Genomic DNA, 23,790 nt, shown 5'->3' with positions numbered 1-23,790 from the left:
ACATGCCCGACTGGTACTCGGAGAACCAGGCACCGGACGGCGAGAGTGCGGTGCGCATCGAGCAGCTGACCATCGCCGCCGCGAACGGCCGTCTGCTCCTGGAGGGTGCCGACCTGGAGCTGACACCCGGCCGGGTCACCGCCGTGGTCGGGCCCTCCGGGTGCGGCAAGACCACCCTGCTGCGCGCCGTCGCGGGCGCCCTGCCCGAGGGCACCACCCGCACCGAAGGCACCGTCACCGTCCTCGGCCGGGACCCGCTCGCCCTGCCCGCGGCCGAGCTGCGCGCCCTGCGCCGCGACCGCGTCGCCTACGTGGGCCAGGACCCCGGCTCCAGCCTCAACCCGTGGATGAGCGTGCGCCGTCTGCTCGCCGAAGTCGCCGCGGACCGCGGCCGGGAGGCGATATCGGCGCAGCTCGCGGAGGTGCGGCTGCCCCTCGACGGCGGCCTGCCGGACCGCCGCATCGGCGCGCTCTCCGGCGGCCAGCAGCGCCGGGTCGCGCTCGCCCGGGCGCTGGCCCGCCGCCCCGCCGTACTGCTCCTCGACGAGCCGACGGCGGGACTCGACCCCGCACTGCGCGACGAGATAGCCGAGTTGCTGCGGCACCTCGCCGAGAGCCACCGGATCGCTCTCGCCCTGTCCTGCCACGACGCCGACCTGGTCGCCAGGCTCGCCGACGAGGTCGTGGACCTGTCCGGGCCGCGGCCGCCAACTCCCGTAAAAAAACGTGTGGTTGGGGAGTCCCTGGCCGGCTCGGACGAGCCGTCCGCGCCCGCTCCCGCCGGACCGCCCGTGCTCACCGTGTCCGGCCTGAGTGCCGCGCACACCCATCGCCGCCGCCGCGTTCCGGTCCTGCACGACATCGAATTCGCCCTCGCCAGCGGGAGCAACCTCGGCATCGTGGGTGCCTCCGGCTCCGGCAAGACGACCCTGCTGCGCGCCCTGGTCGGGCTGCACCGGCCCACCGGCGGGACCGTCTCGCTGAGCGGCGAGGGCCTCTCCCCCACGGCGCGGCGCCGCTCCCGCGAGCAGCGCCGCCGTCTGCAGTTCGTCCCGCAGGACCCGCTGGGCACCCTCAACCCCAGCCGCACCGCGGGCGCCGCACTGCGCCGCCCGCTGCTGCTGCACCGCAGGGCCACCCGCGCCGAGGCCCCGGCCCGCGTACTGGAACTCCTCGACCAGGTCGGACTGCCCGCCGCGGTCGCCGACCGCTATCCGCACGAGCTGTCCGGCGGCCAGCGCCAGCGGGTGGCGATCGCCCGCGCCCTGGCGGCCGACTGCGACGTGCTGTTCTGTGACGAGGTCACCTCCGCGCTCGACGCGGACACCGCCGAGGCCGTCATGGACCTGCTCAGCGAACTGCGTGAGCGGCGCGGCCTTTCGCTGGTCCTGGTCAGCCACGACCTGCGGCTGGTCGCCGACCGTACGGACGAGTTGGTGGTCCTCACCGAGGGCCGGGTGGCCGAGTCCGGCCCCACCGCCCGCCTGTTCAGCGCGCCGCGGCATCCGGTAACCGCCGCACTGGTGACGGGAGTTGCCGTGAACGGCTGAGGGTTCACAGCGGCTCGTACTCGCCCGGGAATCGCCTTGGCACCGGCTCCCCGGCGTGCTGCTCCGACTCCAGAGCCATGAGCCGGCATACGGCGCCAAATCGGCATATTCACGCATGGTTGCCTGCTTGGACAGCCTGTATCCGAACCGTTGCCGTCCCGTGCGAAGTCACGTACGGCCTCGGCATAGTGTGGGCAGCCGTTCAGCAGCACGACGCCGCAGGGCGCACGGCCGGAATCGGCCGGTCGGACCCGGCGGCGGTGCGTTACATCTCAGCCCAGGGGGACACTCCATGCGATCCATACGTCCGTACTCCGCCGTGCGCCGGTCCGGTGCCGCGCGCCGCAGAACAGCGGCAACTCTGGCTCTGGCTGCGGCACTTGCGCTGACCGCCACCGCCTGCGGGCCCGAGGACGACAACGCGGGCGGCGACTCCTCGCCCACCAACACGGACCCGGGTCACGGCACGGACGACGGCGTCGGCATCGACGACGTGCGCGACCGCCTCAAGGAGCACGGGATCGACCTGGACTCCTGGAAGAACGGCGACTGGAAGAACTGGGACAAGGACAAGTGGCTGCGCGAGGCCCAGGACTTCGTCAACCCGATCATCGAGGACCTGTGGGACCCGGACCGGATGCGTGACGCCAACCCGCCGGACAAGGGCGTCGACGACAGCGACGTCTCCGGCGACCAGGGCGTGACCGACCCGACCCCGGAGCCGGTCAAGGCCGAGGCGATCGGCGCGCCGTACCACGGCAAGGCGCCGGAGGCCGGAAAGCTGCTGTTCGACAGCCCCAAGGGCTCGATGGTCTGCTCGGCCACCGTGGTCAAGGACCCGGCGCACCCCGGCAAGTCCAACCTGGTGTGGACCGCGGGCCACTGTGTGCACGCGGGCAAGGAGGGCGGCTGGTACCGCAACATCGCCTTCGTGCCCTCGTACAACAACGACGCGAAGCCGACCTCCGAGCTGGAGCAGGCCACCCGCGAGGAGATCGCTCCGTACGGTGTCTGGTGGGGTGACTGGGCGCAGACCTCCGACCAGTGGATCGAGCAGGGTGCGGCCGAGGGCGGCGCCGGCGCGCCGTACGACTTCGCGGTGATCCACGTGACGCCGGAGAAGGGCAAGGAGGGCAAGTCCCTCGAGGAGACGGTCGGTTCGGCCGTGTCGGTCGACTTCAACGCGCCCGCGGTGCCCAAGCTGGAGCAGATGACGGCCAAGGGCTACCCGGCGGCGCCGCCGTACGACGGTCAGAAGCTGTTCCAGTGCGCGGACAAGCCGGGCCGTCTGTCGCTGACCCAGGACCAGCCGACGATGTACCGCATCGGCTGCACCATGACCGGTGGCTCCTCCGGTGGTGGCTGGATCGCGAACGGCAGCGACGGCAAGCCCGCGCTGGTCTCCAACACCTCCATCGGCCCGATCACTTCGGGCTGGCTGGCTGGTCCTCGCCTGGGCAAGGAGGCCGAGGGTGTGTACAACGCGGTGAGCGAGAAGTTCGCCAAGTAGGCATATCCGGACACGGTTTGACGGCCTGCTCGCGAGACCCGGTCGATCCGGGCGACGCGAGCGGCCGGTAAACCGCGGCGGGGTGGTTACCTGCAGGATCTTCACCACCCCGCCGCTGTTCACCCGCGATTGGCCCGGCATAGTGGTGGGCCTTGGGCGTGCGGCCGGGGACAGATTCAGGCCACGCCATGACAAGCACATGACACACATAAGTACTCACGGGGGTTTACGCACCATGCGTTCCATTCGACCGCCCTTCTCCAGGGCGCGGCGTCTGACCGTCGCCGCCACCGGGCTGGTCGCCGCCCTGGCGCTCACCGCGACCGGTTGTGGCGGCGGCGACGAGGACTCTGCCGCCGACAAGCCCGCCGCCGACTCCTCCCAGGGCGCGGACGAGGGCGGCAAGGTCGAGCTGCCCGGCGACCTGAAGGACAAGCTCAAGGACCACGGCATCGACGCCGACAAGTGGGCCGAAGGCGGCTGGAAGGACTTCGGCAAGGACAAGTGGCTGCGCGAGGCGAAGGACTTCGTCAACCCGGTCATCGACGGCCTGTGGAAGCCCGAGCGGATGAAGGAGGCGAAGGACCCGGGCGTCACGCTCGGCGCCAAGAGCTCCTACGACGACGGCGGTTACAGCGACCCGGACCCGGAGCCGAAGCAGGCCCAGCGCGAGAAGACCCCGTACCACAACCACGCGGCCCCGGTCGGCAAGATCTTCTTCGACGCCCCCGAGGGCCCGATGGTCTGCTCCGGCACGGTCGTGAAGGACCCGCGCAACCCGGGCAAGTCCAACCTGGTGTGGACCGCCGGCCACTGCGTGCACGCGGGCCAGGAGGGCGGCTGGTACCGCAACATCGCCTTCGTGCCCTCGTACAACGACAACGGCAAGCAGGGCGCGGCCCGCGACAACGCCACCCGCCAGGAGGTGCAGCCCTACGGCCAGTACTGGGCCGACTGGGTCGCCACCTCCAACGAGTGGATCGCGAACGGCTCGCACTCCGGCTCGGACGCCTTCGCGTACGACTACGCCGTGATGCACGTCCAGCCGGAGCAGGGCGGCAAGTCCCTGGAGGAGACCGTCGGCAACGCGCTCGACGTCGACTTCACCGTGCCGGACGCCCGCGAGGTCGGCACCATGGGCGCCTGGGGCTACCCGGCCGCCCCGCCGTACGACGGCGAGATCATGCACAAGTGCCTCGACCGGCCCGGCAACCTGTCGATCGGCGCCGCGCTGCCGACGATGTACCGCATCGGTTGCACCATGACCGGTGGCTCCTCCGGCGGCGGCTGGTTCCGGGTGGTCGGTGACAAGACCAAGCTGGTCTCCAACACCTCGATGGGCCCGGCGGACAGCACCTGGCTGGCCGGTCCGCAGCTCGGACAGGGCGCGCAGGACGTGTTCAACCTGGTGAGCGAGAAGTACGGCTCGCGGTAACCGACGCGGTAACACAGGGCAGTTCGGGCGGCGGCCCGCTCCCCCGGGATTCCGGGAGGGCGGGCCGCCGTCCTTGTGTCACGTCGTCGTGCTTGCCGTGCGCACCGCGCGCGGAGGCCGCCACATCTCAAGTCTCCCAACTTTCCAACGAGTTTACGCAAACATCTTGAGGAACGACGGGCGCACCCACAGACTTCCCCAGGCTTTGACTTTTCTCAACACATCCAATCGCGGAGACACATGCTCCGTGGACCGAGCCGAAAGGATGCTGCCGTGAGCGAGTTCAGCCGAAGAGGATTTCTTGGGGCCGCGGGCGTCGGGGCCGCGGCCGTCACCTTGGGTGCGGGCCGGTCCGTGGCCGCCGAGGCCGACAACCCCGCGGGCCTGACGGTCCGGGGAAACGAGTTCCTGCTGGACGGCAAGCCGTTCCGCATTCTGGCGGGCGCCTTCCACTACTTCCGTACCCATCCGGACGACTGGCGCGACCGGATGCAACGCATGCGCCACCTGGGGCTCAACACCCTTGAGACGTACGTGGCGTGGAACTTCCACCAGCCCCGGCGCACCGACAAGCCCGACTTCCGCGACTGGCGCGACCTCGTCCGCTTCGTGGAGATGGCAGGTGAGGAGGGGCTGAAGGTCATCGTGCGGCCGGGCCCCTACATCTGCGCCGAATGGGACTTCGGCGGACTGCCCGCCTGGCTCCTGGAGGACCGCGACATCGCGCTGCGCTGCGCGGATCCCGCCTACCAGCGCGCCGTGGACACCTGGTTCGGCGAGCTGCTGCCCCAGCTGACCGGACTCCAGGCCACCAAGGGCGGCCCGATCATCGCCATGCAGGTGGAGAACGAGTACGGCAGCTTCGGCAACGACCGGGACCACCTGGAGCACCTCAAGAAGCGGATGCGCGGGCTCGGCGTGGACAGCCTGCTGTTCTGCAGCAACGGCCCGGCCGACTACATGCTGCGCGGCGGCAACCTGCCGGACGAGCTCGCCACCGTCAACTTCGCGGGCGACCCCGCCGAACCCTTCGCCGCCCTGCGCGCCTACCAGCCCGAAGGCCCCCTGTTCTGCACCGAGTTCTGGGACGGCTGGTTCGACCAATGGGGCGGGAAGCACAACACCACCGACCCCGTCACCACCGCGGGCAACGTCCGCAAGATACTCGAGGCGGGCGGCTCGGTCTGCCTGTACATGGCCGTGGGCGGCACCAACTTCGGCTGGTGGGCCGGAGCCAATCGCACGGGTACCAACTACAAGGCCACGATCACCAGTTACGACTACGACGCACCGATCTCCGAGTCCGGCCGCCTCACCGAGAAGTTCCACCGCATCCGCGAAGTCCTCGGCGAGTACGGCTCGTTGCCGCCCGGGCCGCTGCCCGCCGACCCGCCGCACCAGCCCGCGGGCAAGGTCACCACCACCGCCTCGGTGAGCCTGCTCGACTCCCTGGACCGGCTCGGCAAGCCCGTACGCAGCGCAGCGCCGCTGCCCATGGAGAAGCTGGGACAGCCCTACGGCGTGGTCCACTACCGCACCACGGTGCGCGGGCCGCTCGGCAAACAGCAGCTCAAGGTGACCGGGCTCGGGGACCGTGCGCTGGTGTTCAGCGACGGAAAGCTGCTCGGCACTCTGGACCGCACCAAGCCCGACACGGGCGTGGAGTTCGCCGTCGAGGGCGAGTCCCGCACCCTGGACCTCCTGGTGGAAGCCACTGGCCGGGTCAACTACGGGCAGGAGATCGTCGACCCCAAGGGCATCAGCGGCCAGGTCATGTTCGGCCCGCAGGCCCTGTTCGGCTGGGAGAACCGCGGCATGCCGCTGGAGGACCTGAGCGTCCTGCGGTTCAAGCCCGGAGGGTCGGCGACCGCACCCGCCTTCCATCGGGCGACCGTCGACGTGGGCACCCCGGCCGACGCCTTCCTGGCACTGCCCGGCTGGGGCCACGGCATGCTCTGGCTCAACGGCTTCTCCCTCGGCCGGTACTCGGACCGGGGCCCGCAGGTCACCCTGTACGCCCCGGGCCGTCTGTGGCGCCGCGGCTCCAATGAACTCGTCGTCATGGAGTGGGAGCGGACCGGCAAGGAGATCGAGATCAGGGAGGACCCGGACCTGGGCTGAGGGGTCCTCGGCCAGCGGTCAGCAAGTCAGGCCAGCGGTCCCTGACATGCCGAAGGCCCCGGCGGAGCGTGCTCCGTCGGGGCCTTCGGGTGTCGCGTCAGCCCGTGGCCGCGGGGGCGTACGGGGCGAGTTCCGCGGCGAGTTCCTCGTGCACCCGCGCCTTGAGCAGGGTGCCTTCTGGGGTGTGCTCCTCGGAGATCACCTCGCCGTCGGTGTGCGCACGGGCCACCAGGCGGCCCAGCGCGTACGGCACCAAGGCCGTCACCTCGACCTCGGGCCGCGGCAGTTCGGCGTCGATCAGCTCGAGCAGTTCCTCGATGCCCTGGCCGGTACGGGCCGAGACGGCGATGGCCCGCTTCTCGACGCGCATCAGCCGCTGCAGGGTGAGCGGATCGGCGGCGTCGGCCTTGTTGATCACCACGATCTCGGGCACCGAGGTGGCGCCCACCTCGCGGACGACCTCGCGGACGGCGGCGAGCTGCTCCTCCGGGGCCGGGTGCGAACCGTCCACCACATGCAGGATCAGATCGCTGTCGCCGACCTCCTCCATGGTCGAGCGGAACGCCTCGACCAGGTGGTGCGGCAGGTGCCGGACGAAGCCGACGGTGTCCGCCAGCGTGTAGAGGCGGCCGCTCGGGGTCTCGGCCCGGCGCACGGTCGGGTCGAGGGTGGCGAACAGGGCGTTCTCCACCAGTACACCCGCGCCGGTGAGCCGGTTCAGGAGCGAGGACTTGCCCGCGTTGGTGTACCCGGCGATGGCCACCGAGGGCACCTTGTTGCGGCGCCGCTCCTGGCGCTTGATCTCGCGGCCGGTCTTCATGTCCGCGATCTCCCGGCGCATCTTCGCCATCTTCTCGCGAATCCGCCGCCGGTCGGTCTCGATCTTGGTCTCACCGGGACCACGGGTGGCGAGCCCGCCGCCCTTGCCGCCGCCCATCTGCCGCGACAGGGACTGACCCCAGCCGCGCAGCCTCGGCAGCATGTACTGCATCTGTGCGAGCGCCACCTGCGCCTTGCCCTCACGGGACTTGGCGTGCTGGGCGAAGATGTCGAGGATCAGCGCCGTACGGTCGATGACCTTGACCTTGACGACGTCCTCGAGGTGGATCAGCTGGCCCGGGGAGAGTTCACCGTCGCAGATGACGGTGTCCGCGCCCGTTTCCAGCACGATGTCGAGCAGTTCACGGGCCTTGCCGGAACCGATGTACGTGGCCGCGTCGGGCTTGTCCCGGCGCTGGATCACACCGTCGAGCACGACGGCTCCGGCGGTCTCGGCGAGGGCGGCGAGCTCCGCGAGGGAGTTCTCGGCGTCGTTCACCGTGCCGGAGGTCCACACCCCGACGAGTACCACGCGCTCGAGACGGAGCTGGCGGTACTCGACCTCGGTGACGTCCTCGAGTTCGGTGGACAGCCCCGCGACACGACGCAGGGCCGCACGGTCCGAGCGGTCGAACTGGTCGCCGTCCCGGTCCGTGTCGATCTCGTGGCTCCAGGCGACGTCCTCTTCCATCAGGGCATCGGCCCGAAGGTCCTTGGCGAGTCCTTCAGCGTACTTCTGAGCAGCGCTCCGTGCGGCCTGGGGAAGGGAAGAAGAGGAGGTCATTGGGTCCTTACGTCGAGGGTCCGGGAAGCGGGACGGACTTCACCCGCTGTGGGGAACAACGTACGGGGCGCCCGGGAGATTCCCCGGCCCGCCACAGGCCGGACAGCCGGTCCCCGCCGCGTTCGCCCCACGATGTTCGCACGCTCGCGTACCCCGCGTCACCGGAGTTTCGCGGGCCGGTCGGCCGCCGCCGGGCCGGTGCGGGCACCGCCTCGCGCCCCGCGCGGCAGGCCGCCTGCCTTCCCGCAGGTCACGCGCTCAGGAGTGCTGCGCGGCCTGCGCCCGCGTCACGTCGTACACGCCCGGAACCTCCCGCATGGCCCGCATCAGCCGCGGCAACTGTGAGGCCTCGGGCAGTTGCAGGGTGTACGTGTGCCGTACGCGCTGCTCGGTGGGCGGCTCGACGGTGGCCGAGACGATCGCGGCACCGGCGAGGGCGATGGCCTCGGTGAGGTCGGCGAGCAGCCGCGCCCGCCCGAAGGACTCCGCGTGCAGGGTGACCCGGCACTGCGAGGTCCCGGCCCAGCGCACCCGTACCTCCGGCCTGCCCTCGGCCTTCATCCGGGTCGCGCCGGGACACTCGGCGCGGTGCACGGCGACATGGTTGCCGCGTACCGCGAAGCCGGTGACGGTGTCGGGCGGCACCGGGGTGCAGCATCCGGCCAGGCGCACGCCGGCGCCCGGGCGGTCCGCCACCGCGCCCGCCGGTGCGGGGCGCAGCGCATGGGCGTGCGCGGGCGTGCGCGCCCGGGTGTTGTCGGCGGCCGGGGCGGGCCCCGGGTGTGCGGCGAGCCAGCGTCCGATGGCGATCCGCGCGGCGGGCGTACGGGCGTGCTCCAGCCAGGAGCGGGGCGGGCCGGAGGCGGGGTCCTGCCCCATCAGGAGCTGCACGATGTCCCCGTCGACGAGCCGGGTGCCGAGCGTGGCGAGCCGCCCGTTGACGCGCGCCCCCATGCACGCGTGCGCGTCCTCCCCGTAGGCCGCGTAGGCGGCGTCCACGCAGCTCGCGCCCTCGGGCAGGCCGAGCGGGGAGCCGTCGGGCCGGAACACGGTGATCTCGCGGTCCTGGGCGAGGTCGTCGCGCAGCGTGGACCAGAAGGTGTCCGGGTCGGGTGCGGCCCGCTGCCAGTCCAGGAGCCGGGAGAGCCAGCCGGGCCGGGTCGGGTCGGCGCGCTCGGTCAGACCGCGCACCTGCTGCTCGGGCTGCTCACCGGTGCCCTCGGGGACGGGCGTGTAGGGATTGCCGAGCGCGACCACACCGGCCTCGGCGACCTTGTGCATCTGGTGGGTACGGATGAGGACTTCGGCGACCTCGCCGTCCTCGCGGGCGACCGCGGTGTGCAGCGACTGGTACAGGTTGAACTTGGGCACCGCGATGAAGTCCTTGAACTCCGAGACCACCGGCGTGAAGCAGGTGTGCAGTTCGCCGAGGACCCCGTAGCAGTCGGCGTCCTCGGCGACCAGGATCAGCAGCCGTCCGAAGTCGGCGCCGCGCAGCTCGCCGCGTTTGAGGCGGACGCGGTGCACGGAGACGAAGTGCCGTGGCCTGACGAGGACTTCGGCGCTCAGCCCGGCCTCGCGCAGCACACCGCGGGTCCGGTCGGCCATCTCGGCCAGCGAGTCGCGCCCGCGTTCGGTGCCGGAGGCCACCAGGGTCCGGGTCGCCTCGTACTCGGCTGGGTGCAGGATCGCGAAGACCAGGTCCTCCAGTTCGGTCTTCAGGGCCTGGACACCGAGGCGTTCGGCGAGCGGGATGAGGACGTCCCGGGTGACCTTGGCGATGCGCTGCTGCTTCTCGGGGCGCATCACGCCGAGGGTGCGCATGTTGTGCAGCCGGTCGGCGAGTTTGATCGACATGACGCGGACGTCGTTGCCGGTGGCCACCAGCATCTTGCGGAAGGTCTCGGGCTCGGCGGCGGCGCCGTAGTCGACCTTCTCCAGCTTGGTGACGCCGTCGACCAGGAAGCGCACCTCGCTGCCGAACTCGGCACCGACCTGATCGAGCGTCACCTCGGTGTCCTCGACCGTGTCGTGCAGCAGGGAGGCGGTCAACGTCGTTGTCTCCGCGCCGAGTTCGGCGAGGATCAGGGTCACCGCGAGCGGATGCGTGATGTACGGCTCGCCGCTCTTGCGCATCTGCCCGCGGTGCGAGGACTCGGCGAGCAGATAGGCCCGGTGCAGGATTTCGAGGTCCGCTTCGGGGTGGTGGGCGCGGTGCGCGTCGGCCACGTGCCCGATGGCGTCCGGCAGCCGGTGGCGTCCGGTGTTGCCGAGGAGTGCGGCCCTGCCCAGTCTGCGCAGTTCGATACGGGGCCGGCGTCTGCGCTGCGGCCCGGCCTCGGGAGCGGGCGGCGTGGCGGGGTTCGTCGCCTCCGTACTCATGGGCAGGCACCTCCGGCTGCTTCGACCGGCACGGTGCGGCAAGCCCAGGCGATCCGTTCGAGGGAACGGGGTGATCGGTGAGGCGGCCGGGCCGGTGCTTGATGCTACCGACCCCATCACGCGCGGCTGTTCAGCTCTCGCCGAGCGTGAAAAGGATCACCCATTCGAGCGATGTCACGGTGTTGCGGAGCGCCTTCAGGGGTTCAGGGTTTCGAACCACGCGGAGTCGATCTCGCCTTCGGCCACGATGACCGCGCCCCCGGTCATCTCGACCTCGCCGTCCGGGTGTTCGGTGATCACGAGCCGCCCGCCGGGCAGGTCCACCGTGTACGTGGCGGGGGTGCCGGTGCGGGCCGGGTCCACGCCGTCGCGGCGGGCCGCGGCGACGGCGACCGCGCAGGCGCCGGTGCCGCAGGAGCGGGTCTCCCCCGCGCCGCGCTCGTGCACCCGCAGGGCCACGTGGGACGGGCCGCGGTCGACGACGAACTCGACGTTCACGCCGCGCGGGTAGGCCGCCGCGGGCGCGAACCGGGGCGCCGTGTAAAGGTCTCCGGCATGGTCGAGGTCCTCGACGAAGGCCACCGCGTGCGGGTTGGGCATACCGACGTTGCGGGCGGGCCACTCACGCGCGCCGACGCCGACGGTGACCTCGCCCTCGGGCAGGACGGCGCGGCCCATGCCGACGGTGATGTCGCCGGACAGCGGCTCGCTGCCGTCCTTGGCGATGTGCACGCTCTTGACCCCGCCCCGGGTGGCGACCGCGAGATCGCCCGCGCCGATAAGTCCGGCCCGCTGGAGGTAGCGCGCGAAGACGCGTACGCCGTTGCCGCACATCTCGGCGATCGAGCCGTCGCCGTTGCGGTAGTCCATGAACCACTCGGCGCGGTCGGCCATCGCCGCCGCCTCCGGGTGCGCCGCGGACCGCACGACGTGCAGCACGCCGTCGCCGCCGATGCCCGCCCGCCGGTCACAGAGCGCGGCCACCACGGCGGGCCCCAGGTCCAGCTCGTTGTCGGGGTCCGGCAGGATCACGAAGTCGTTCTCGGTGCCGTGCCCCTTGAGGTAGGCGACCGTCGTGCCCTTGCCGCCCTGGTGGGAGCGATCGCCGTGCGCGCTGTTCATGCCTCGATCGTACGGGGTGCGCGCACGGTGCGACGCGGGCCGGGACCGCGGCTCAGCGCAGCCGGGCCACCCGCCACACGGCGAGCACGGTGACCGCGGCGAGCGCCAGTACGTAGGCGAGGACCACGCGCCAGTCGGGACGGCGTCCCGAACCGGGGGCGGGCAGGCCGGGCAGGGCGTAGCCGACGCGGCGGGCGGCCATCATGCCCCAGCCCGCGGCGCAGCAGCACAGGAGCAGTCCGAGCATGGCCACGACCGCGCCGCCGTCGCCGAACTCGAAGGCCAGCGGGAAGGCGAACATCAGTGAGCCGACCGCGGTGAGCCCGACCACAGGGGTCAGTTGCCAGAAGCCGAGGCGGCGCTGCGGCCGCAGTTCGACCTCGACCTCCTCGGCGAGAATCTCGTCCGCCGCGGGGCCGTCGTCGCTCACCGAGGGTGCCGCGCTTTCGGGCCCGTCGGAACTGAGCTCTTCACCGCCCGTTGCGGATTTGTGAGGGCCGGCCTCCATCGCCACGCGCCCTCCCACTCAGGACTTCACTGGTCGATCGAAGCTCGATGATGGCACGGCCCCAAGGACCCGGATGACCGCCGGAGCGTCCCGATGCCATGACGTGATCAGGCTGTGACCGGTCGTTCGAGCAAGGCCAGCGCACGGCTGTGGAGTTCCGTCCGGTCGGCGGCCGCACCGCTCAGCCAGTGCACCCGCGGATCGCGGCGGAACCAGGAGTCCTGACGGCGTGCGAAGCGTTTGGTGGCGCGTACGGTCTCGGCGCGCGCCTCCGCTTCGGTGCACTCGCCGGCGAAGGCGGCGAGCACCTGCTGGTAGCCGAGCGCGCGCGAGGCCGTACGCCCCTCGCGCAGTCCGTTCCGCTCCAGCGCGCGCACCTCCTCGACGAGCCCCGCCTCCCACATCCGGTCCACCCGCAGCGCGATGCGCTCGTCGAGTTCCGGGCGCGGGAGGTCCACGCCGATCTGCACGGTGTCGTAGACGGAGTCGGGTCCGGGAAGGTTCGCGGTGAAGGGGCGTCCGGTGATCTCGATGACCTCCAGAGCCCGCACGATACGGCGGCCGTTGCTCGCCAGGATGGCCTCGGCGGCGGGCGGATCGGCCTGCGCCAGGCGGGCGTGCAGCGCGCCGGAGCCGTGCTCCTCCAACTCCGCCTCCAGACGGGCGCGCACCTCGGGATCGGTGCCCGGGAAGTCGAGGTTGTCGATGGCCCCGCGTACGTAGAGACCGCTGCCGCCGACGAGTACGGGCACCCGGCCCGCGGCGAGCAGGCGGTCGATCTCGGCCCGGGCCAGGCGCTGGTACTCGGCGACGCTGGCGGCCTCGGTGACGTCCCAGATGTCGAGCAGATGGTGCGGCACACCGCCGCGCTCGGCCTCGGTGAGCTTGGCGGTACCGATGTCCATCCCCCGGTACAACTGCATCGAGTCGGCGTTGATCACCTCGCCGCCGAGTCGCCGGGCGAGATGGACTCCGAGGTCCGATTTGCCCGCGGCGGTCGGGCCGACCACGGCGATGACCCGGGGTGCGATGTCTGCGCTGCTCACCCGCCCAGTTTCGCAAACCCCGGGGGGTGGTGGCGCACCCGGCGGCCGAAGCGGATCTTCGGGTACGTATGCCGCCGCGCCGCCGTCCGAACACGGCGCGGCCTTGCACCGGGACGAGTAGGCTGAGCAGCACAAATAGGGCATTCTTCCGCAGTTTGCCGCACGCGGTCCGGGGAAGCAGGGCCGCAGGCCGATGACCGGCCGCGGTGAGGATGCCGCGACGACTTCCACGTCGAGGGAAGGTGAACCATGGGCATCATGGACAACATCAAGTCCAAGCTCCAACCGGCGAAGGGCAAGGTCTCGGACTTGGCGCAGCAGCACGGCGACAAGATCGACCAGAGCCTCGGCAAGGCCGCCAAGGCGGTCGACCAGCGGACCAAGGGCAAGTACAGCGAGAAGATCGAGTCCGGCCGCAGCAAGGCCAAGGGGGCGATCGACAAGCTCGCGCACAAGGACGAGTCAGGCGGCAGCACCCCGCCACCCAGCCGGTGAAGGCATGTTGAACTGAGCGGTGCGAAGGGCGCACGGCGCGGGAAGCCGCGTGCGGTGCGCCCTTCCGCGTTATCGGAGGACGAGGCGCACCCTTCAGCGTTCCGGGACGAGGCGCGCCCTTCGGCGACTTCGGGTGAACGGGCGGGCGCGGGGCGGGAGTTGGCGAGCGGCCGAGGATGGCTTGCGGTTCAGGCCCGGCTCAGGCCCGCCGCACACGATCCCGGGAGGACGGTGCGGTCCGGCTCAAGTCCAGGCGGCAACGAGGTAGTTGACACCGTAGGGGGCGTCCTCGAACAGCAACTCCCCGCGCAGCCCGGCCTGTTCGGCGGCTCCGGCGAGGATCTGCCAGGGCGCCCGGCCCGAGACCTTGAGTTCGCGGGCGAGTACGTCGTCCAGCGCGGCGAGGGCGCCCGTGTCGGCGGCGCCGAGTGCGCGCGCGGCCTCGGCGTCGAAGGCGGTGGCCCGTTCGTCGAAGTAGCCGGGTGCCTTGACCGTACGGCAGGCACTGCCGTCCCCCATGACGAGCAGGCCGAGGCGAGCGTCCTCAGCACTGGCCCGGGCGCCCAACTCGCGGCAGGCAGAGGGCTGCAGGCCCTCCCCGACCGCGAGCCCCTCGACCGGAACGTCCTCGAAACCGGCCTCGGCGAGGAGCCGGGCGGCCACCGCCAGCGCGGCGGGCAACGGTCCCGGCACGGGCTCCCCCGCACCGAGTCGTACCTCGACGTCCACCCCGAACTCCCGGAAGGAGCCGGTGGATCCGTGCGGATGCCGGTCGCTGCGAGCCCCCGCACCCGCGGGTCCCACCACCACGAGCCGGTCGGGGCGCGCGGCACCCAGCCGCCGCAGCGCCTCGGCGCAGGCCGCCCGCGCCGCGTCGAGTTCGTGCGCCGCACCGGCGGCGACCTCGGGTACGAGCAGCGGCGGACAGGGGCAGACGGCGGCGGCGACAAGCATGATCGGCAGCCTAGTACCCCACGCCCCGCGCCGGCCTCGCAGCTCAGTCGCAGCCGCAGCCACCGGTCGTCGCGGCCAGCGGCTCCGGTGCGCCGATCTTCGGCAGGCCGAGCATGACTCCGGCGGGCTTGGCGGACTCGGCCGCGTTGCGCTTGTCCCAGGCGTCTCCGGCGCGGGTGCGGCGCACGCTGCGTACCGGGCCCTCGGCGAGGAGGTGGTGCGGGGCGGCGTAGGTGATCTCGGCCTCGACCACGTCGCCGGGCCGGACCTCCGCCTCGGGCCGGGTGAAGTGCACCAGACGGTTGTCGGGTGCCCGGCCCGAGAGCCGCTGGGTGGCGTCGTCCTTGCGGCCGCCGCCCTCGGCGACCATCAGTTCCAGGGTGCGGCCGACCTGCTTCTTGTTCTCGGCCCAGGAGATCTCCTCCTGGAGCTCGACCAGGCGCTCGTAGCGCTGCTGCACCACGGCCTTGGGGATCTGGCCGTCCATCTCGGCGGCCGGGGTTCCGGGGCGCTTGGAGTACTGGAAGGTGAAGGCCTGCGCGAACCGGGCCTCGCGTACGACGTCCAGGGTCTGCTCGAAGTCGGCCTCGGTCTCGCCGGGGAACCCCACGATGATGTCGGTGGTGATCGCCGCGTCCGGGATGGCGGCGCGCACCTTCTCGATGATGCCGAGGTAGCGCTCCTGCCGGTACGAGCGGCGCATCGCCTTCAGCACGGTGTCCGAGCCGGACTGGAGCGGCATGTGCAGCTGCGGCATGACGTTGGGGGTCTCGGCCATCGCCGCGATCACGTCGTCGGTGAAGTCGCGCGGGTGCGGGGAGGTGAAGCGGACCCGCTCCAGGCCCTCGATGTGGCCGCAGGCGCGCAGCAGCTTGCCGAACGCCTCGCGGTCGCCGATGTCGGAGCCGTAGGCGTTGACGTTCTGGCCGAGCAGGGTGATCTCGCTGACGCCCTCGGCGACGAGCGCCTCGACCTCGGCGAGGATGTCGCCGGTCCTGCGGTCCTTCTCCTTGCCGCGCAGCGCGGGGACGATACAGAAGGTGCAGGTGTTGTTGCAGCCGACCGAGACCGAGACCCAGGCCGCGTACGCGCTCTCGCGCCGGGTCGGCAGCGTGGACGGGAAGGCCTCCAGCGACTCCGCGATCTCGACCTGGGCCTCCTCCTGCACCCGGGCGCGCTCCAGGAGCACCGGCAGTTTCCCGATGTTGTGCGTACCGAAGACCACGTCCACCCACGGCGCCCGCCGCACGATGGTGTCCCGGTCCTTCTGCGCAAGGCAGCCGCCGACGGCGATCTGCATACCGGGCTTGCCCGCCTTGACCGGGGCGAGCCGCCCGAGGTTGCCGTACAGCCGGTTGTCGGCGTTCTCACGGACGGCGCAGGTGTTGAAGACGACGACGTCCGCGTCGCCGTCGGAGCCCTCGGGGGCCTTGACGTACCCGGCGTCCTCCAGCAGCCCGGAGAGCCGCTCCGAGTCGTGGACGTTCATCTGGCACCCGTAGGTGCGCACCTCATATGTTCGCGTGATGTCCACAGGCCGGCTCCGGTCGATGCTGCTCATGCGCACAAGGGTAGGCGGTGCGCCGGACAGCCTGTGCCCCCGTTGCCGTTGCCCGGGATCCGGCCCGGAGAGGACCGGTCGCCGACCCAGGGGGCACAGATCCCACTCCTTCGGTACTTTTCCGGTATGGAGACGGACGTCGACGCGTTCCTGCGCCGCCTGGCTCAAGAGCTGCGGCCGCGGGTGAACCGGTCGGCCGAGGCTCTCGTGGAGAGGATGCGCGACGAGCTCTCCGAACTGTCGGAGTACGAGGACCTGGCCGCTCGTACGCTGGAGGAATCCGCCGGGCACGTGACCGTCCTCCTGGACATGCTGGAGCACCGCCTCGATCCGACGACGGTCGCCACTCCTCCCCTGGCCCTGGAACTCGCCCGCGAGGCCGCCCGGCGCGGCATCGCGCTCAGCGTTCTGCTGCGGGCCTTCAGGCTCGGCCACATGGCGGTGCTCGATCTGATGCGGGAGGAGGCCGCCCGCCTCACCTCCGACTGGCGGCTGATCGACCAGGCGACCATGCACATGCTCGCGACGACCTTCGCCCACGTCGACCGGAGCTCGGAACAGGTCGTCGCCCTCTACCAGCACGAACGCGACCGCCAGGTGCAACGCCGTCTGATCCTGGCGAACAAGGCGAGCGCACTGATCGGAAGCACGCTCGACATCGCGCGTACCGCTGAGGAGTTGGCGGAGGTGGGCACGGAGGACTTCGCCGACTTCGTGACCGTGGACCTTCTCGATGCGGTCCTTCACGACGGTCAGACGCCGGAGCCCTCCGCCGCTGAGCCGGTGCTGCGTCGTATCGCGCAGATTCCCGAGGGGTTCGGCGATCCTTACGGGGGTCCTCCGGTGGCCACCGGGGGTGCGCACACGTATCCCGCCGATTCGGATCCTGCCGGCGTTCTGCGTACGGGGGAGCCTGTCCTGCGTGAGGTATCGGCCCCCGGCGCTCCGAGGGTCCGCTCGGTTCTGCTGCTGTCTCTTCAGGCGCGTGGGAGCACGCTGGGTGTGGTGAAGTTCGTCCGCGAGCGCACCGCCGACCCGTTCGTCGACGACGATCTGCGTCTGGCGCAGGAGATTTCGGCGAGGGCCGCGGTCTCGATCGACAACGCCCGCCAGTACACGTACGAGCGTCTGACCGCGCTCACGCTCCAGCGCAGCCTGCTGCCCCTGCACACGGCACAGCAGCCCGCCGTGGAGATGGCCTCGCGCTATCTGCCGAGCAGTGCGCGGGCGGGCGTGGGGGGTGACTGGTACGACGTGATCCCTCTGTCGGGAGCGCGGGTCGCCCTGGTCGTGGGCGATGTCGTGGGCCGGGGCCTGCATGCCTCGGCGACCATGGGGCGCCTGCGGACCGCCGTCCGCGCGTTCGCCGACATCGACCTGATGCCCGACGAACTGCTCACCCACCTCGACGATGTCGTCATCCGCCTCCAGCGCGAGGAACAGCGCGACGACAGCGAACTCAGCGCCACCTGCCTCTACGCGATCTACGACCCCATCTCCCGCACCTGCGCACTGGCCAGTGCGGGCCACGTCCTGCCCGCCATCGGAACACCCCTGCACGCGCGGGAAGTCGAACCGGTCCCGAGCAAGGGGAACGAGGCACCCGCCGTCAGGTCGGTGTACTACCCCGAGATGCCCATCGGCCCGCCCCTCGGCCTTGGCGGACTGCCTTTCGAGACCGCCCAGTTCGAGCTCCCGGAGGACAGCCTCCTGGCCCTCTACACGGACGGCCTCGTTCAGAGCCGCAGCCACGACGTCGACGTCGCCCGTGCCACCCTGCGCGACGTCCTCGCCCACGCACCCCACTCACCGGAGCGGATCTGCGACCGCGTACTGGCCGCGCTCCTGCCGCACCGCCCCACGGACGACGTCGCCCTCCTGGTGGCCCGTACCAAGTCGCTGGCCCCCGAGCACGTCGCCACCCTCGACCTCCCGGCCGACCCGGCGGCGGTCGCCGGAGCCCGCACCCTCACCACCGACCGGCTCGCCCAATGGGGCCTGGACGAACTCTCCTTCGCCACCGAGCTCATCGTCAGCGAACTGGTCACCAACGCCATCCGCTACGGCAAACCCCCCATCCAGCTCCGCCTGATCCTCCAGTCCACCCTCACCTGCGAGGTCTCGGACGCCAGCAGCACCGCACCCCACCTGCGCCGCGCCCGCACCTTCGACGAGGGCGGCCGCGGCCTCCTCCTCGTCGCCCAGCTCGCCGCGCGCTGGGGTGCCCGCCACCACCGCGAGGGAAAGGTCATCTGGGCCGAACAGCCCCTCCCCGCACAGGGGTTGAGCCCTTTGCCCGGATGACCTTTCCCTCGATTCCCTCGGTCGTGCGGCTGGTTCAGGACTTCGCGCTGCCCACCGGGGTGGCCGCGTCGTTCTCGCGCGCGGCGGGGGTGGCCGCGGAGAAGTCGGCCGCGGCCGCGTGGTGGGGCCGCAGGCCGACCAGTGCCACCACGACGACCAGGAGGAAGGCGCCGCCCGCGAGGGCGAAGCCGGTGGTGAACTGGCTCTCGGCCGGGAGGTCCGGGACTCCCGGAGGGAGGTTGTCCAGGGTCTTGGCGGCGAGGAGGGTGGTGATCACCGCGCTCGCCACGGCGCTGCCGACCGAGCGGGAGATGGAGTTGATGCCGTTGGCGATGCCGGTCTGGTGGGCGGGCACGCTGGCGACGATCAGGGCGGGCTGCGCGGAGTAGCCGAGGCTGATGGCCACACCGACGACCATTCCGGCGAGGATCACCGAGGCGGTCGAGCCGTGCGCGAAGGTGAGCCACGCGAAGCCCACGACACCGATCGCTCCGCCGAGGGCGAGGGTGAGCCGGGCGCCGAGGCGGTGGACGAGGATTCCGCCGAACTGCGAGGCGATCAGGGAGACCACGGTGGTCGGCAGCAGGTAGACGACCGAGGCGCGCAGCACGGAGGCGCCGAAGCCGTAGCCGGTGAGCTCGTCGGGCATCTGCACCAGGTACGAGACGCCGATGAACTGGGTGAACATGCCGAAGCCGAGGAGCAGTCCGGACAGGTTGGTCAGCCATACCGGCCGGTGGGCGAACATCGGCATGTCCACCATCGGCGCCTTGACCCGGCGCTCCACGAGCACCCAGACGACGGCCATCACCGCGGCACCGGCGAAGGACCCGAGCGTACGGACGTCGGTCCAGCCCCACTCGTTGCCCTGGGACAGCGGCAGCAGCACCAGGACGAGCAGCAGGGCCAGCGATCCGGCGCCGGCCCAGTCGGTACGGCCGCCGGGCCGGTGCGCCGACGTCGGTACGACGGTCACTACGGCCAGCAGGGCGAGCAGCGCGAGGACGGCGGCGAGCCAGAACACCCGGTGGTAGTCCGGGTCCGAGCCCTGGGTCAGCAGACCCGCGCCGACTAGGGCGAGCCCGGCGCCGACCGCGAGCGTGCCGCTCACCAGGGCCATCGCGCCGGGCAGACGCTTCGGCTCCAGTTCGTCGCGCAGTACGGACAGGGCGAGCGGGAAGATCGCGGTGGCCGCGCCCTGGAGCACCCGGGCCAGCAGGAGCAGGGCCAGGGAGCTGGTCGTCGCGGCGAGCACGGACCCGGCGACCATCACGAGCAGGACACCGATCAGGGTCGGCTTCTTGCCGTGCATGTCCCCGAACCTGCCGAGCAGCGGGGTGAAGACGGCCGCGGAGAGCAGGGTCGCGGTGGTGACCCAGCTGACGTTGGCGGTGGTGGTGTCGAGATCGTTCTGGATGATGCCGAGGATCGGGACCACGAGGGTCTGCATCATCGAGACGACCATGGCGGCGAGTCCCAGTGCCAGGACCAGGCCGGTTCCGGCGCGAGCGGAGCGATGAGTGGGGTTCACAGGTCTTCGGGTCTTCTTCTCTCGGGTGTCGCTGGGAGCGGAGACTTGAGGTTCAGATACTTGAGGTACTCAATTACTTCAGATGTGAAAGACGGTAGAACTCAATAGTTTCCTGAGTCAAGCTTTTCCCGCACAGGGGCCGTATGCTGGACGGCATGCCCACGCCTGCCCCCGTCGCCGACTCCGCTCTGATGCAGCGGCTGTCGGACTCACTCGTCGCGTACTACCGCGACTTCACCGCGGCGGCGGTCAAGGAGGGACTCACCTCGACCCAGGCCAACACCCTGGGCGTCCTCAGCCGCGGCACCGCGACCATGCGTGAGCTGGCGACCGCCCTGTCCTGCGACGCGTCGAACGTCACAGGGGTGGTGGACCGCCTGGAGCGCCGGGGCCTGGTGAACCGCGAGCCGAGCCCCACGGACCGTCGGGTCAAGCACGTCCTGCTCACCGACGAGGGCAGGCGCGCCATCACCACCGTCCGCGACAGCATGCTCCACACCCAGCAGGGCCTGGCCTCGCTGGAAGCCGCGGACCGGGACGCGCTGTACGAGCTGCTCGGGCGGGCGTTCCCGCAACGCGCCGAAGGCTAGCGAACCGGCGTCAACTCCCCTGTCCTCCGCCGGAGTTGACCGCATGCCGCAGCACGGAGGGTTCCGGCCGGGGCAGCAGGCACTACGGTGGTCCGCACGCATTCGCCAGTGCCTTCCCTCCCCCCGCGTCCCGAAGCGAGGTCCCGTGGAAAACGTGCTCATCACCGGGGCGGCGGGCCGCGTGGGCCGCGTCCTCGTTCCGCGGCTGCGCAAGGGGCGGCGCCTCAGGCTGCTCGATCTGTCCTGGGCGGCGGACGACGCGCTCGCGGAGTCGGGCGAGACGGTGACCGGATCGGTGACCGACCCCGAGGTGATGGCGGCGGCCTGTGCGGGGACGGATGCGGTGATCCATCTGGCCGGGCATCCCTCGGAGCGCCCCTGGGAGGAGATCCTCGCGGTCAACGTCGACGGCACCCGTACGGTTCTCGAGGCGGCGCGGGCGGCCTCGGTGCCCCGGGTGGTGCTGGCTTCCAGCGTGCACGCCGCCGGGTTCCGGCACATCGGCACCGGTCTGGCGGCGGACTCGGCGCCACAGCCGGACACGTACTACGGGTTCAGCAAGGCCGCTGTCGAGTCCCTGGGGAGCCTGTACCACTCCCGGTTCGGGCTCGACGTGATCTGCGTACGCATCGGCTCGTGCTCCCCGCGGCCCAAGGACCGGCACGCGCTGGGGCTCTGGCTGTCCCCGGACGACGCGGGGCGGCTGTTCACCGCGTGTCTGACCGCACGGTCGCCGGGCCTTCGGACCGTCTGGGGTGTCTCGGCCAACACCCGTGGCTGGTGCTCCCTCGCCGAGGGCACCGCCCTTGGCTATCGCCCGGTCGACGACTCGGAACGCTACGCGGCCGAACTCCCCGCCGACCGCACCGAGTCGCCCTACCTCGGCGGGCGTCTGTTCACCGGTACGGAGCTGGGGCGGCCCATGACGGCGGAGCAGGTGGAGCGGCTGCGGAAGCCGCGGTCCGGGGACTGAATCCGGGAGTCAGGCGGCCGAGTCCGGGAGTCCGTGGGCCGAGCCCAGGAACGGACGGGCCCGCCGACCGGTCCGTACAGGACCGGCGGCGGGCCGTCGTGCGCCGAAGTACCGCGGCTCAGCGGGCGTTCATCCGCAGCGCGCCGTCCATCCGGATCGTCTCGCCGTTGAGGTAGTCGTGCTCGGCGATCATCGTGACCAGACGGGCGTACTCGTCGGGGTGGGCCAGGCGCTTCGGGAAGGTGACGCCCTCGGCGAGACCGGTCCGTACCTCATCGCTGAAACCGGCCATCATCGGGGTGTCGACGATGCCCGGGGCGATGGTGACCACACGGATCCCGTACTGGGCGAGGTCGCGGGCGGCCGTGACGGTCATTCCGGCGACGCCCGCCTTGGAGGCCGCGTACGCGATCTGGCCGACCTGGCCCTCGTAGGCGGCGATCGAGGCGGTGTTGACGACGCAGCCGCGCTGGCCGTTGTCGTCCGGTTCGTGGCGGGCGATGGACTGGGCCGCCAGGCGCATCACATTGAAGGTGCCCACCAGGTTGACCTCGAGCACCGCCTTGAACAGGTCGAGGTCGTGCGGGCCGCGCCGGCCCAGGATGCGGGCGGACGGGGCGATGCCCGCGCAGTTGACGGCGAGCCGCAGCCGGGCGCCGTCGGCGTCGATCCGGGCGAGCGCAGCCCGGACCTGCTCCTCGTCGGTGACGTCGGCGGGGAGCAGGGTGACGCCCTCGGGGCCGGGGTCGGCCGCGGCGACGGCCTTGTCCAGGTCCAGGCCGTAGACGGTGGCGCCGCGGGCGGCGAGGGCCGCGGCGGTGGCGGCGCCCAGGCCCGAGGCGGCGCCGGTGACGAGCGCGGTGGATCCGGCGATGTCCATGAGACTCCGTAGGTGTGATCGGATCGGCGAAGGTGCCGGGCGACGTCGGTCAGGCGGCGAGGTGGCGGCTGATGACGAGCCGCTGGATCTGGTTGGTGCCCTCGAAGATCTGCATGATCTTCGCCTCGCGCATATAGCGCTCCAGCGGGAAGTCACGGGTGTAGCCGTACCCGCCGAGGACCTGGACCGCGTCGGTGGTCACCTTCATCGCGGCGTCGGTGGCGATCAGCTTGGCGGCGCTGGCCTGACGGCTGAAGGGGCGCCCGAGGTCGCGGCGGCGGGCCGCGTCCAGGTAGGTGGCCCGGGCCGAGTCGACCGCCGCGCCCATGTCGGCGAGCAGGAAGCCGAGGCCCTGGTGGTCGATGATGCGGCGGCCGAAGGTGGTGCGCTCGTTGGCGTAGGCGACGGCGGCGTCGAGTGCGGCCTGGGCGAGCCCGGTGGCACAGGCCGCGATGCCGAGCCGCCCGCTGTCCAGGGCACTGAAGGCGATCTGCAGACCCTGGCCCTCCTCACCGATCAGCCGGTCGCCGTCGATGACCGCGCCGTCCCAGTGCGCGGAGGTGGTGGGCACCGCCTGGAGGCCCATCTTCTCCTCGGGGCGGCCGAAGGTCAGGCCCTCGGCGGCGCCGGGTGCCAGGAAGCAGGAGATGCCGTGGCTGCCGGGCGCGGTACGGGCGAACAGCGCGTAGAAGTCGGCCTTGCCGCCGTGCGTGATCCACGCCTTGTTGCCGGTGACGCGGTAGCCGGAGCCGTCCTCGGTGCGCTCCGCCTTGCAGGTCAGGGCGGCGGCGTCGGAGCCGGCCTGGGGCTCGGAGAGGCTGTAGCCGCCGATCAGCTCACCGGCGAGCATGCCGGGCAGCCAGCGCTCCTTCTGCGCGTCGGTGCCGAACGCGTTCACCGGGTGGCAGGCGAGGGTGTGCACGCTGGTGGCGACGGCGACGGCCGCCCAGCGTGCCGCGAGCTCCTCGAGAACCTGGAGGTAGACCTCGTAGGGCTGGCCTCCGCCGCCGAACTCCTCCGGATAGGCGAGACCGAGCAGCCCGGCCCGGCCCAGCTTCGCGAACAGGCCCTCGGGATAGGTCTCGCTGGCCTCGTGCTTGGTGACGAGGGGGGCGAGTTCCTTGTCGGCGATCTCCCGGGTGAGGGCGATGAGGTCCGCTGCCTCAGGGGTGGGAAGCAGGCGGTCGACTGCCATGGTGACTCCAAGTGACACTCGAAGCGGTAC

The 23,790-nt window shown here is 71.5% G+C and carries 18 protein-coding genes; 8 read left to right on the top strand and 10 right to left on the bottom strand.

All coding sequences use genetic code 11. The features are described 5' to 3' along the window. Positions 1-2 precede the first annotated feature (2 nt). The 4 genes from HUT18_RS27545 (at position 3) to HUT18_RS27530 (ending at position 6,616) form a co-directional block, all read left to right on the top strand. Positions 3-1,550 carry an ABC transporter ATP-binding protein gene (locus tag HUT18_RS27545; RefSeq protein WP_368661576.1) on the top strand — a complete coding sequence of 516 codons (1,548 nt, stop codon included), beginning with the start codon at positions 3-5 and terminating at the stop codon, positions 1,548-1,550. 292 nt (positions 1,551-1,842) lie between these two features. Next, the gene (locus tag HUT18_RS27540) at positions 1,843-3,060 is read left to right on the top strand and encodes a serine protease (protein ID WP_176103223.1); all 1,218 of its coding nucleotides are present in this window, start codon (positions 1,843-1,845) and stop codon (positions 3,058-3,060) included. Positions 3,061-3,295: 235 nt separating this feature from the next. After that, entirely contained in the window at positions 3,296-4,495 is a 1,200-nt protein-coding gene (locus HUT18_RS27535) for a serine protease (RefSeq protein WP_176103222.1), read from the top strand. Positions 4,496-4,768: 273 nt separating this feature from the next. Then, a complete protein-coding gene (locus HUT18_RS27530; protein WP_254878838.1) occupies positions 4,769-6,616 on the top strand; it encodes a beta-galactosidase in 1,848 nt (615 codons plus the stop codon). A 97-nt stretch (positions 6,617-6,713) separates the two neighbouring features. Here the strand turns inward: HUT18_RS27530 and hflX are convergent, their stop codons facing one another. The 5 genes from hflX to miaA form a co-directional block, all read right to left on the bottom strand. Continuing rightward, positions 6,714-8,219, bottom strand: a complete 1,506-nt coding sequence (hflX, locus tag HUT18_RS27525; RefSeq protein WP_176103220.1) for a GTPase HflX — start codon at positions 8,217-8,219, stop codon at positions 6,714-6,716. Between the two features lie 258 nt (positions 8,220-8,477). Next, complete coding sequence (locus tag HUT18_RS27520) at positions 8,478-10,601, bottom strand: bifunctional (p)ppGpp synthetase/guanosine-3',5'-bis(diphosphate) 3'-pyrophosphohydrolase (protein WP_176103219.1); 2,124 nt, start codon at positions 10,599-10,601, stop codon at positions 8,478-8,480. 195 nt (positions 10,602-10,796) lie between these two features. Continuing rightward, positions 10,797-11,723 (bottom strand): diaminopimelate epimerase, encoded by a 927-nt coding sequence (dapF, locus tag HUT18_RS27515; protein WP_176103218.1) that lies wholly within the window; start codon positions 11,721-11,723, stop codon positions 10,797-10,799. A 52-nt stretch (positions 11,724-11,775) separates the two neighbouring features. After that, a complete protein-coding gene (locus HUT18_RS27510; protein WP_176104838.1) occupies positions 11,776-12,231 on the bottom strand; it encodes a hypothetical protein in 456 nt (151 codons plus the stop codon). 107 nt (positions 12,232-12,338) lie between these two features. Beyond that, positions 12,339-13,277: a tRNA (adenosine(37)-N6)-dimethylallyltransferase MiaA gene (gene miaA / locus HUT18_RS27505; protein ID WP_176103217.1), complete on the bottom strand. Its 939-nt coding sequence runs from the start codon at positions 13,275-13,277 to the stop codon at positions 12,339-12,341. Between the two features lie 249 nt (positions 13,278-13,526). Here miaA and HUT18_RS27500 point away from each other — a divergent pair, with 249 nt between their 5' ends. After that, positions 13,527-13,772: an antitoxin gene (locus tag HUT18_RS27500; RefSeq protein ID WP_176103216.1), complete on the top strand. Its 246-nt coding sequence runs from the start codon at positions 13,527-13,529 to the stop codon at positions 13,770-13,772. A 243-nt stretch (positions 13,773-14,015) separates the two neighbouring features. Here HUT18_RS27500 and HUT18_RS27495 read toward each other — a convergent pair whose 3' ends face one another. Together HUT18_RS27495 and miaB are read right to left on the bottom strand one after the other, a co-directional pair. Next, positions 14,016-14,726 carry a class III extradiol dioxygenase subunit B-like domain-containing protein gene (locus tag HUT18_RS27495; RefSeq protein ID WP_176103215.1) on the bottom strand — a complete coding sequence of 237 codons (711 nt, stop codon included), beginning with the start codon at positions 14,724-14,726 and terminating at the stop codon, positions 14,016-14,018. A 43-nt stretch (positions 14,727-14,769) separates the two neighbouring features. Continuing rightward, positions 14,770-16,287 carry a tRNA (N6-isopentenyl adenosine(37)-C2)-methylthiotransferase MiaB gene (miaB, locus tag HUT18_RS27490; RefSeq protein ID WP_176103214.1) on the bottom strand — a complete coding sequence of 506 codons (1,518 nt, stop codon included), beginning with the start codon at positions 16,285-16,287 and terminating at the stop codon, positions 14,770-14,772. Between the two features lie 126 nt (positions 16,288-16,413). On the opposite strand from miaB, the gene HUT18_RS27485 reads away from it, so the two are divergent. Next, positions 16,414-18,591 carry a SpoIIE family protein phosphatase gene (locus tag HUT18_RS27485; RefSeq protein WP_176103213.1) on the top strand — a complete coding sequence of 726 codons (2,178 nt, stop codon included), beginning with the start codon at positions 16,414-16,416 and terminating at the stop codon, positions 18,589-18,591. A 34-nt stretch (positions 18,592-18,625) separates the two neighbouring features. On the opposite strand, the gene HUT18_RS27480 is transcribed toward HUT18_RS27485, so the two are convergent. Continuing rightward, positions 18,626-20,122: an MFS transporter gene (locus tag HUT18_RS27480; protein WP_254878837.1), complete on the bottom strand. Its 1,497-nt coding sequence runs from the start codon at positions 20,120-20,122 to the stop codon at positions 18,626-18,628. Positions 20,123-20,277: 155 nt separating this feature from the next. Between HUT18_RS27480 and HUT18_RS27475 the strand changes: the two genes are divergently transcribed. Further along, positions 20,278-20,712 (top strand): MarR family winged helix-turn-helix transcriptional regulator, encoded by a 435-nt coding sequence (locus HUT18_RS27475; RefSeq protein WP_254878836.1) that lies wholly within the window; start codon positions 20,278-20,280, stop codon positions 20,710-20,712. 145 nt (positions 20,713-20,857) lie between these two features. Beyond that, positions 20,858-21,685, top strand: a complete 828-nt coding sequence (locus HUT18_RS27470; protein ID WP_254878835.1) for an NAD(P)-dependent oxidoreductase — start codon at positions 20,858-20,860, stop codon at positions 21,683-21,685. A 118-nt stretch (positions 21,686-21,803) separates the two neighbouring features. Here HUT18_RS27470 and HUT18_RS27465 read toward each other — a convergent pair whose 3' ends face one another. Further along, positions 21,804-22,565: an SDR family NAD(P)-dependent oxidoreductase gene (locus tag HUT18_RS27465; RefSeq protein ID WP_176103211.1), complete on the bottom strand. Its 762-nt coding sequence runs from the start codon at positions 22,563-22,565 to the stop codon at positions 21,804-21,806. A 49-nt stretch (positions 22,566-22,614) separates the two neighbouring features. Then, positions 22,615-23,760: an acyl-CoA dehydrogenase family protein gene (locus HUT18_RS27460; protein ID WP_176103210.1), complete on the bottom strand. Its 1,146-nt coding sequence runs from the start codon at positions 23,758-23,760 to the stop codon at positions 22,615-22,617. Between the last annotated feature and the right edge of the window lie 30 nt (positions 23,761-23,790).

The organism is Streptomyces sp. NA04227 (assembly GCF_013364195.1).
In the GTDB taxonomy this organism is placed as follows: Bacteria; Actinomycetota; Actinomycetes; order Streptomycetales; family Streptomycetaceae; genus Streptomyces.
This window is presented reverse-complemented; position numbering and strand designations above follow the sequence as displayed.

Excerpts from the sequence above, each read along its gene's own strand:
- HUT18_RS27475 (WP_254878836.1), top strand. The coding sequence starts at position 20,278 with ATGCCCACGCCTGCCCCCGTCGCCGACTCCGCTCTGATGCAGCGGCTG.
- HUT18_RS27485 (WP_176103213.1), top strand. The coding sequence starts at position 16,414 with ATGGAGACGGACGTCGACGCGTTCCTGCGCCGCCTGGCTCAAGAGCTG.
- HUT18_RS27545 (WP_368661576.1), top strand. The coding sequence starts at position 3 with ATGCCCGACTGGTACTCGGAGAACCAGGCACCGGACGGCGAGAGTGCG.
- dapF (WP_176103218.1), bottom strand. The coding sequence starts at position 11,723 with ATGAACAGCGCGCACGGCGATCGCTCCCACCAGGGCGGCAAGGGCACG.
- HUT18_RS27460 (WP_176103210.1), bottom strand. The coding sequence starts at position 23,760 with ATGGCAGTCGACCGCCTGCTTCCCACCCCTGAGGCAGCGGACCTCATC.
- HUT18_RS27535 (WP_176103222.1), top strand. The coding sequence starts at position 3,296 with ATGCGTTCCATTCGACCGCCCTTCTCCAGGGCGCGGCGTCTGACCGTC.
- HUT18_RS27520 (WP_176103219.1), bottom strand. The coding sequence starts at position 10,601 with ATGAGTACGGAGGCGACGAACCCCGCCACGCCGCCCGCTCCCGAGGCC.
- HUT18_RS27495 (WP_176103215.1), bottom strand. The coding sequence starts at position 14,726 with ATGCTTGTCGCCGCCGCCGTCTGCCCCTGTCCGCCGCTGCTCGTACCC.
- HUT18_RS27510 (WP_176104838.1), bottom strand. The coding sequence starts at position 12,231 with ATGGAGGCCGGCCCTCACAAATCCGCAACGGGCGGTGAAGAGCTCAGT.
- HUT18_RS27465 (WP_176103211.1), bottom strand. The coding sequence starts at position 22,565 with ATGGACATCGCCGGATCCACCGCGCTCGTCACCGGCGCCGCCTCGGGC.
- hflX (WP_176103220.1), bottom strand. The coding sequence starts at position 8,219 with ATGACCTCCTCTTCTTCCCTTCCCCAGGCCGCACGGAGCGCTGCTCAG.
- HUT18_RS27500 (WP_176103216.1), top strand. The coding sequence starts at position 13,527 with ATGGGCATCATGGACAACATCAAGTCCAAGCTCCAACCGGCGAAGGGC.
- HUT18_RS27540 (WP_176103223.1), top strand. The coding sequence starts at position 1,843 with ATGCGATCCATACGTCCGTACTCCGCCGTGCGCCGGTCCGGTGCCGCG.
- miaB (WP_176103214.1), bottom strand. The coding sequence starts at position 16,287 with ATGAGCAGCATCGACCGGAGCCGGCCTGTGGACATCACGCGAACATAT.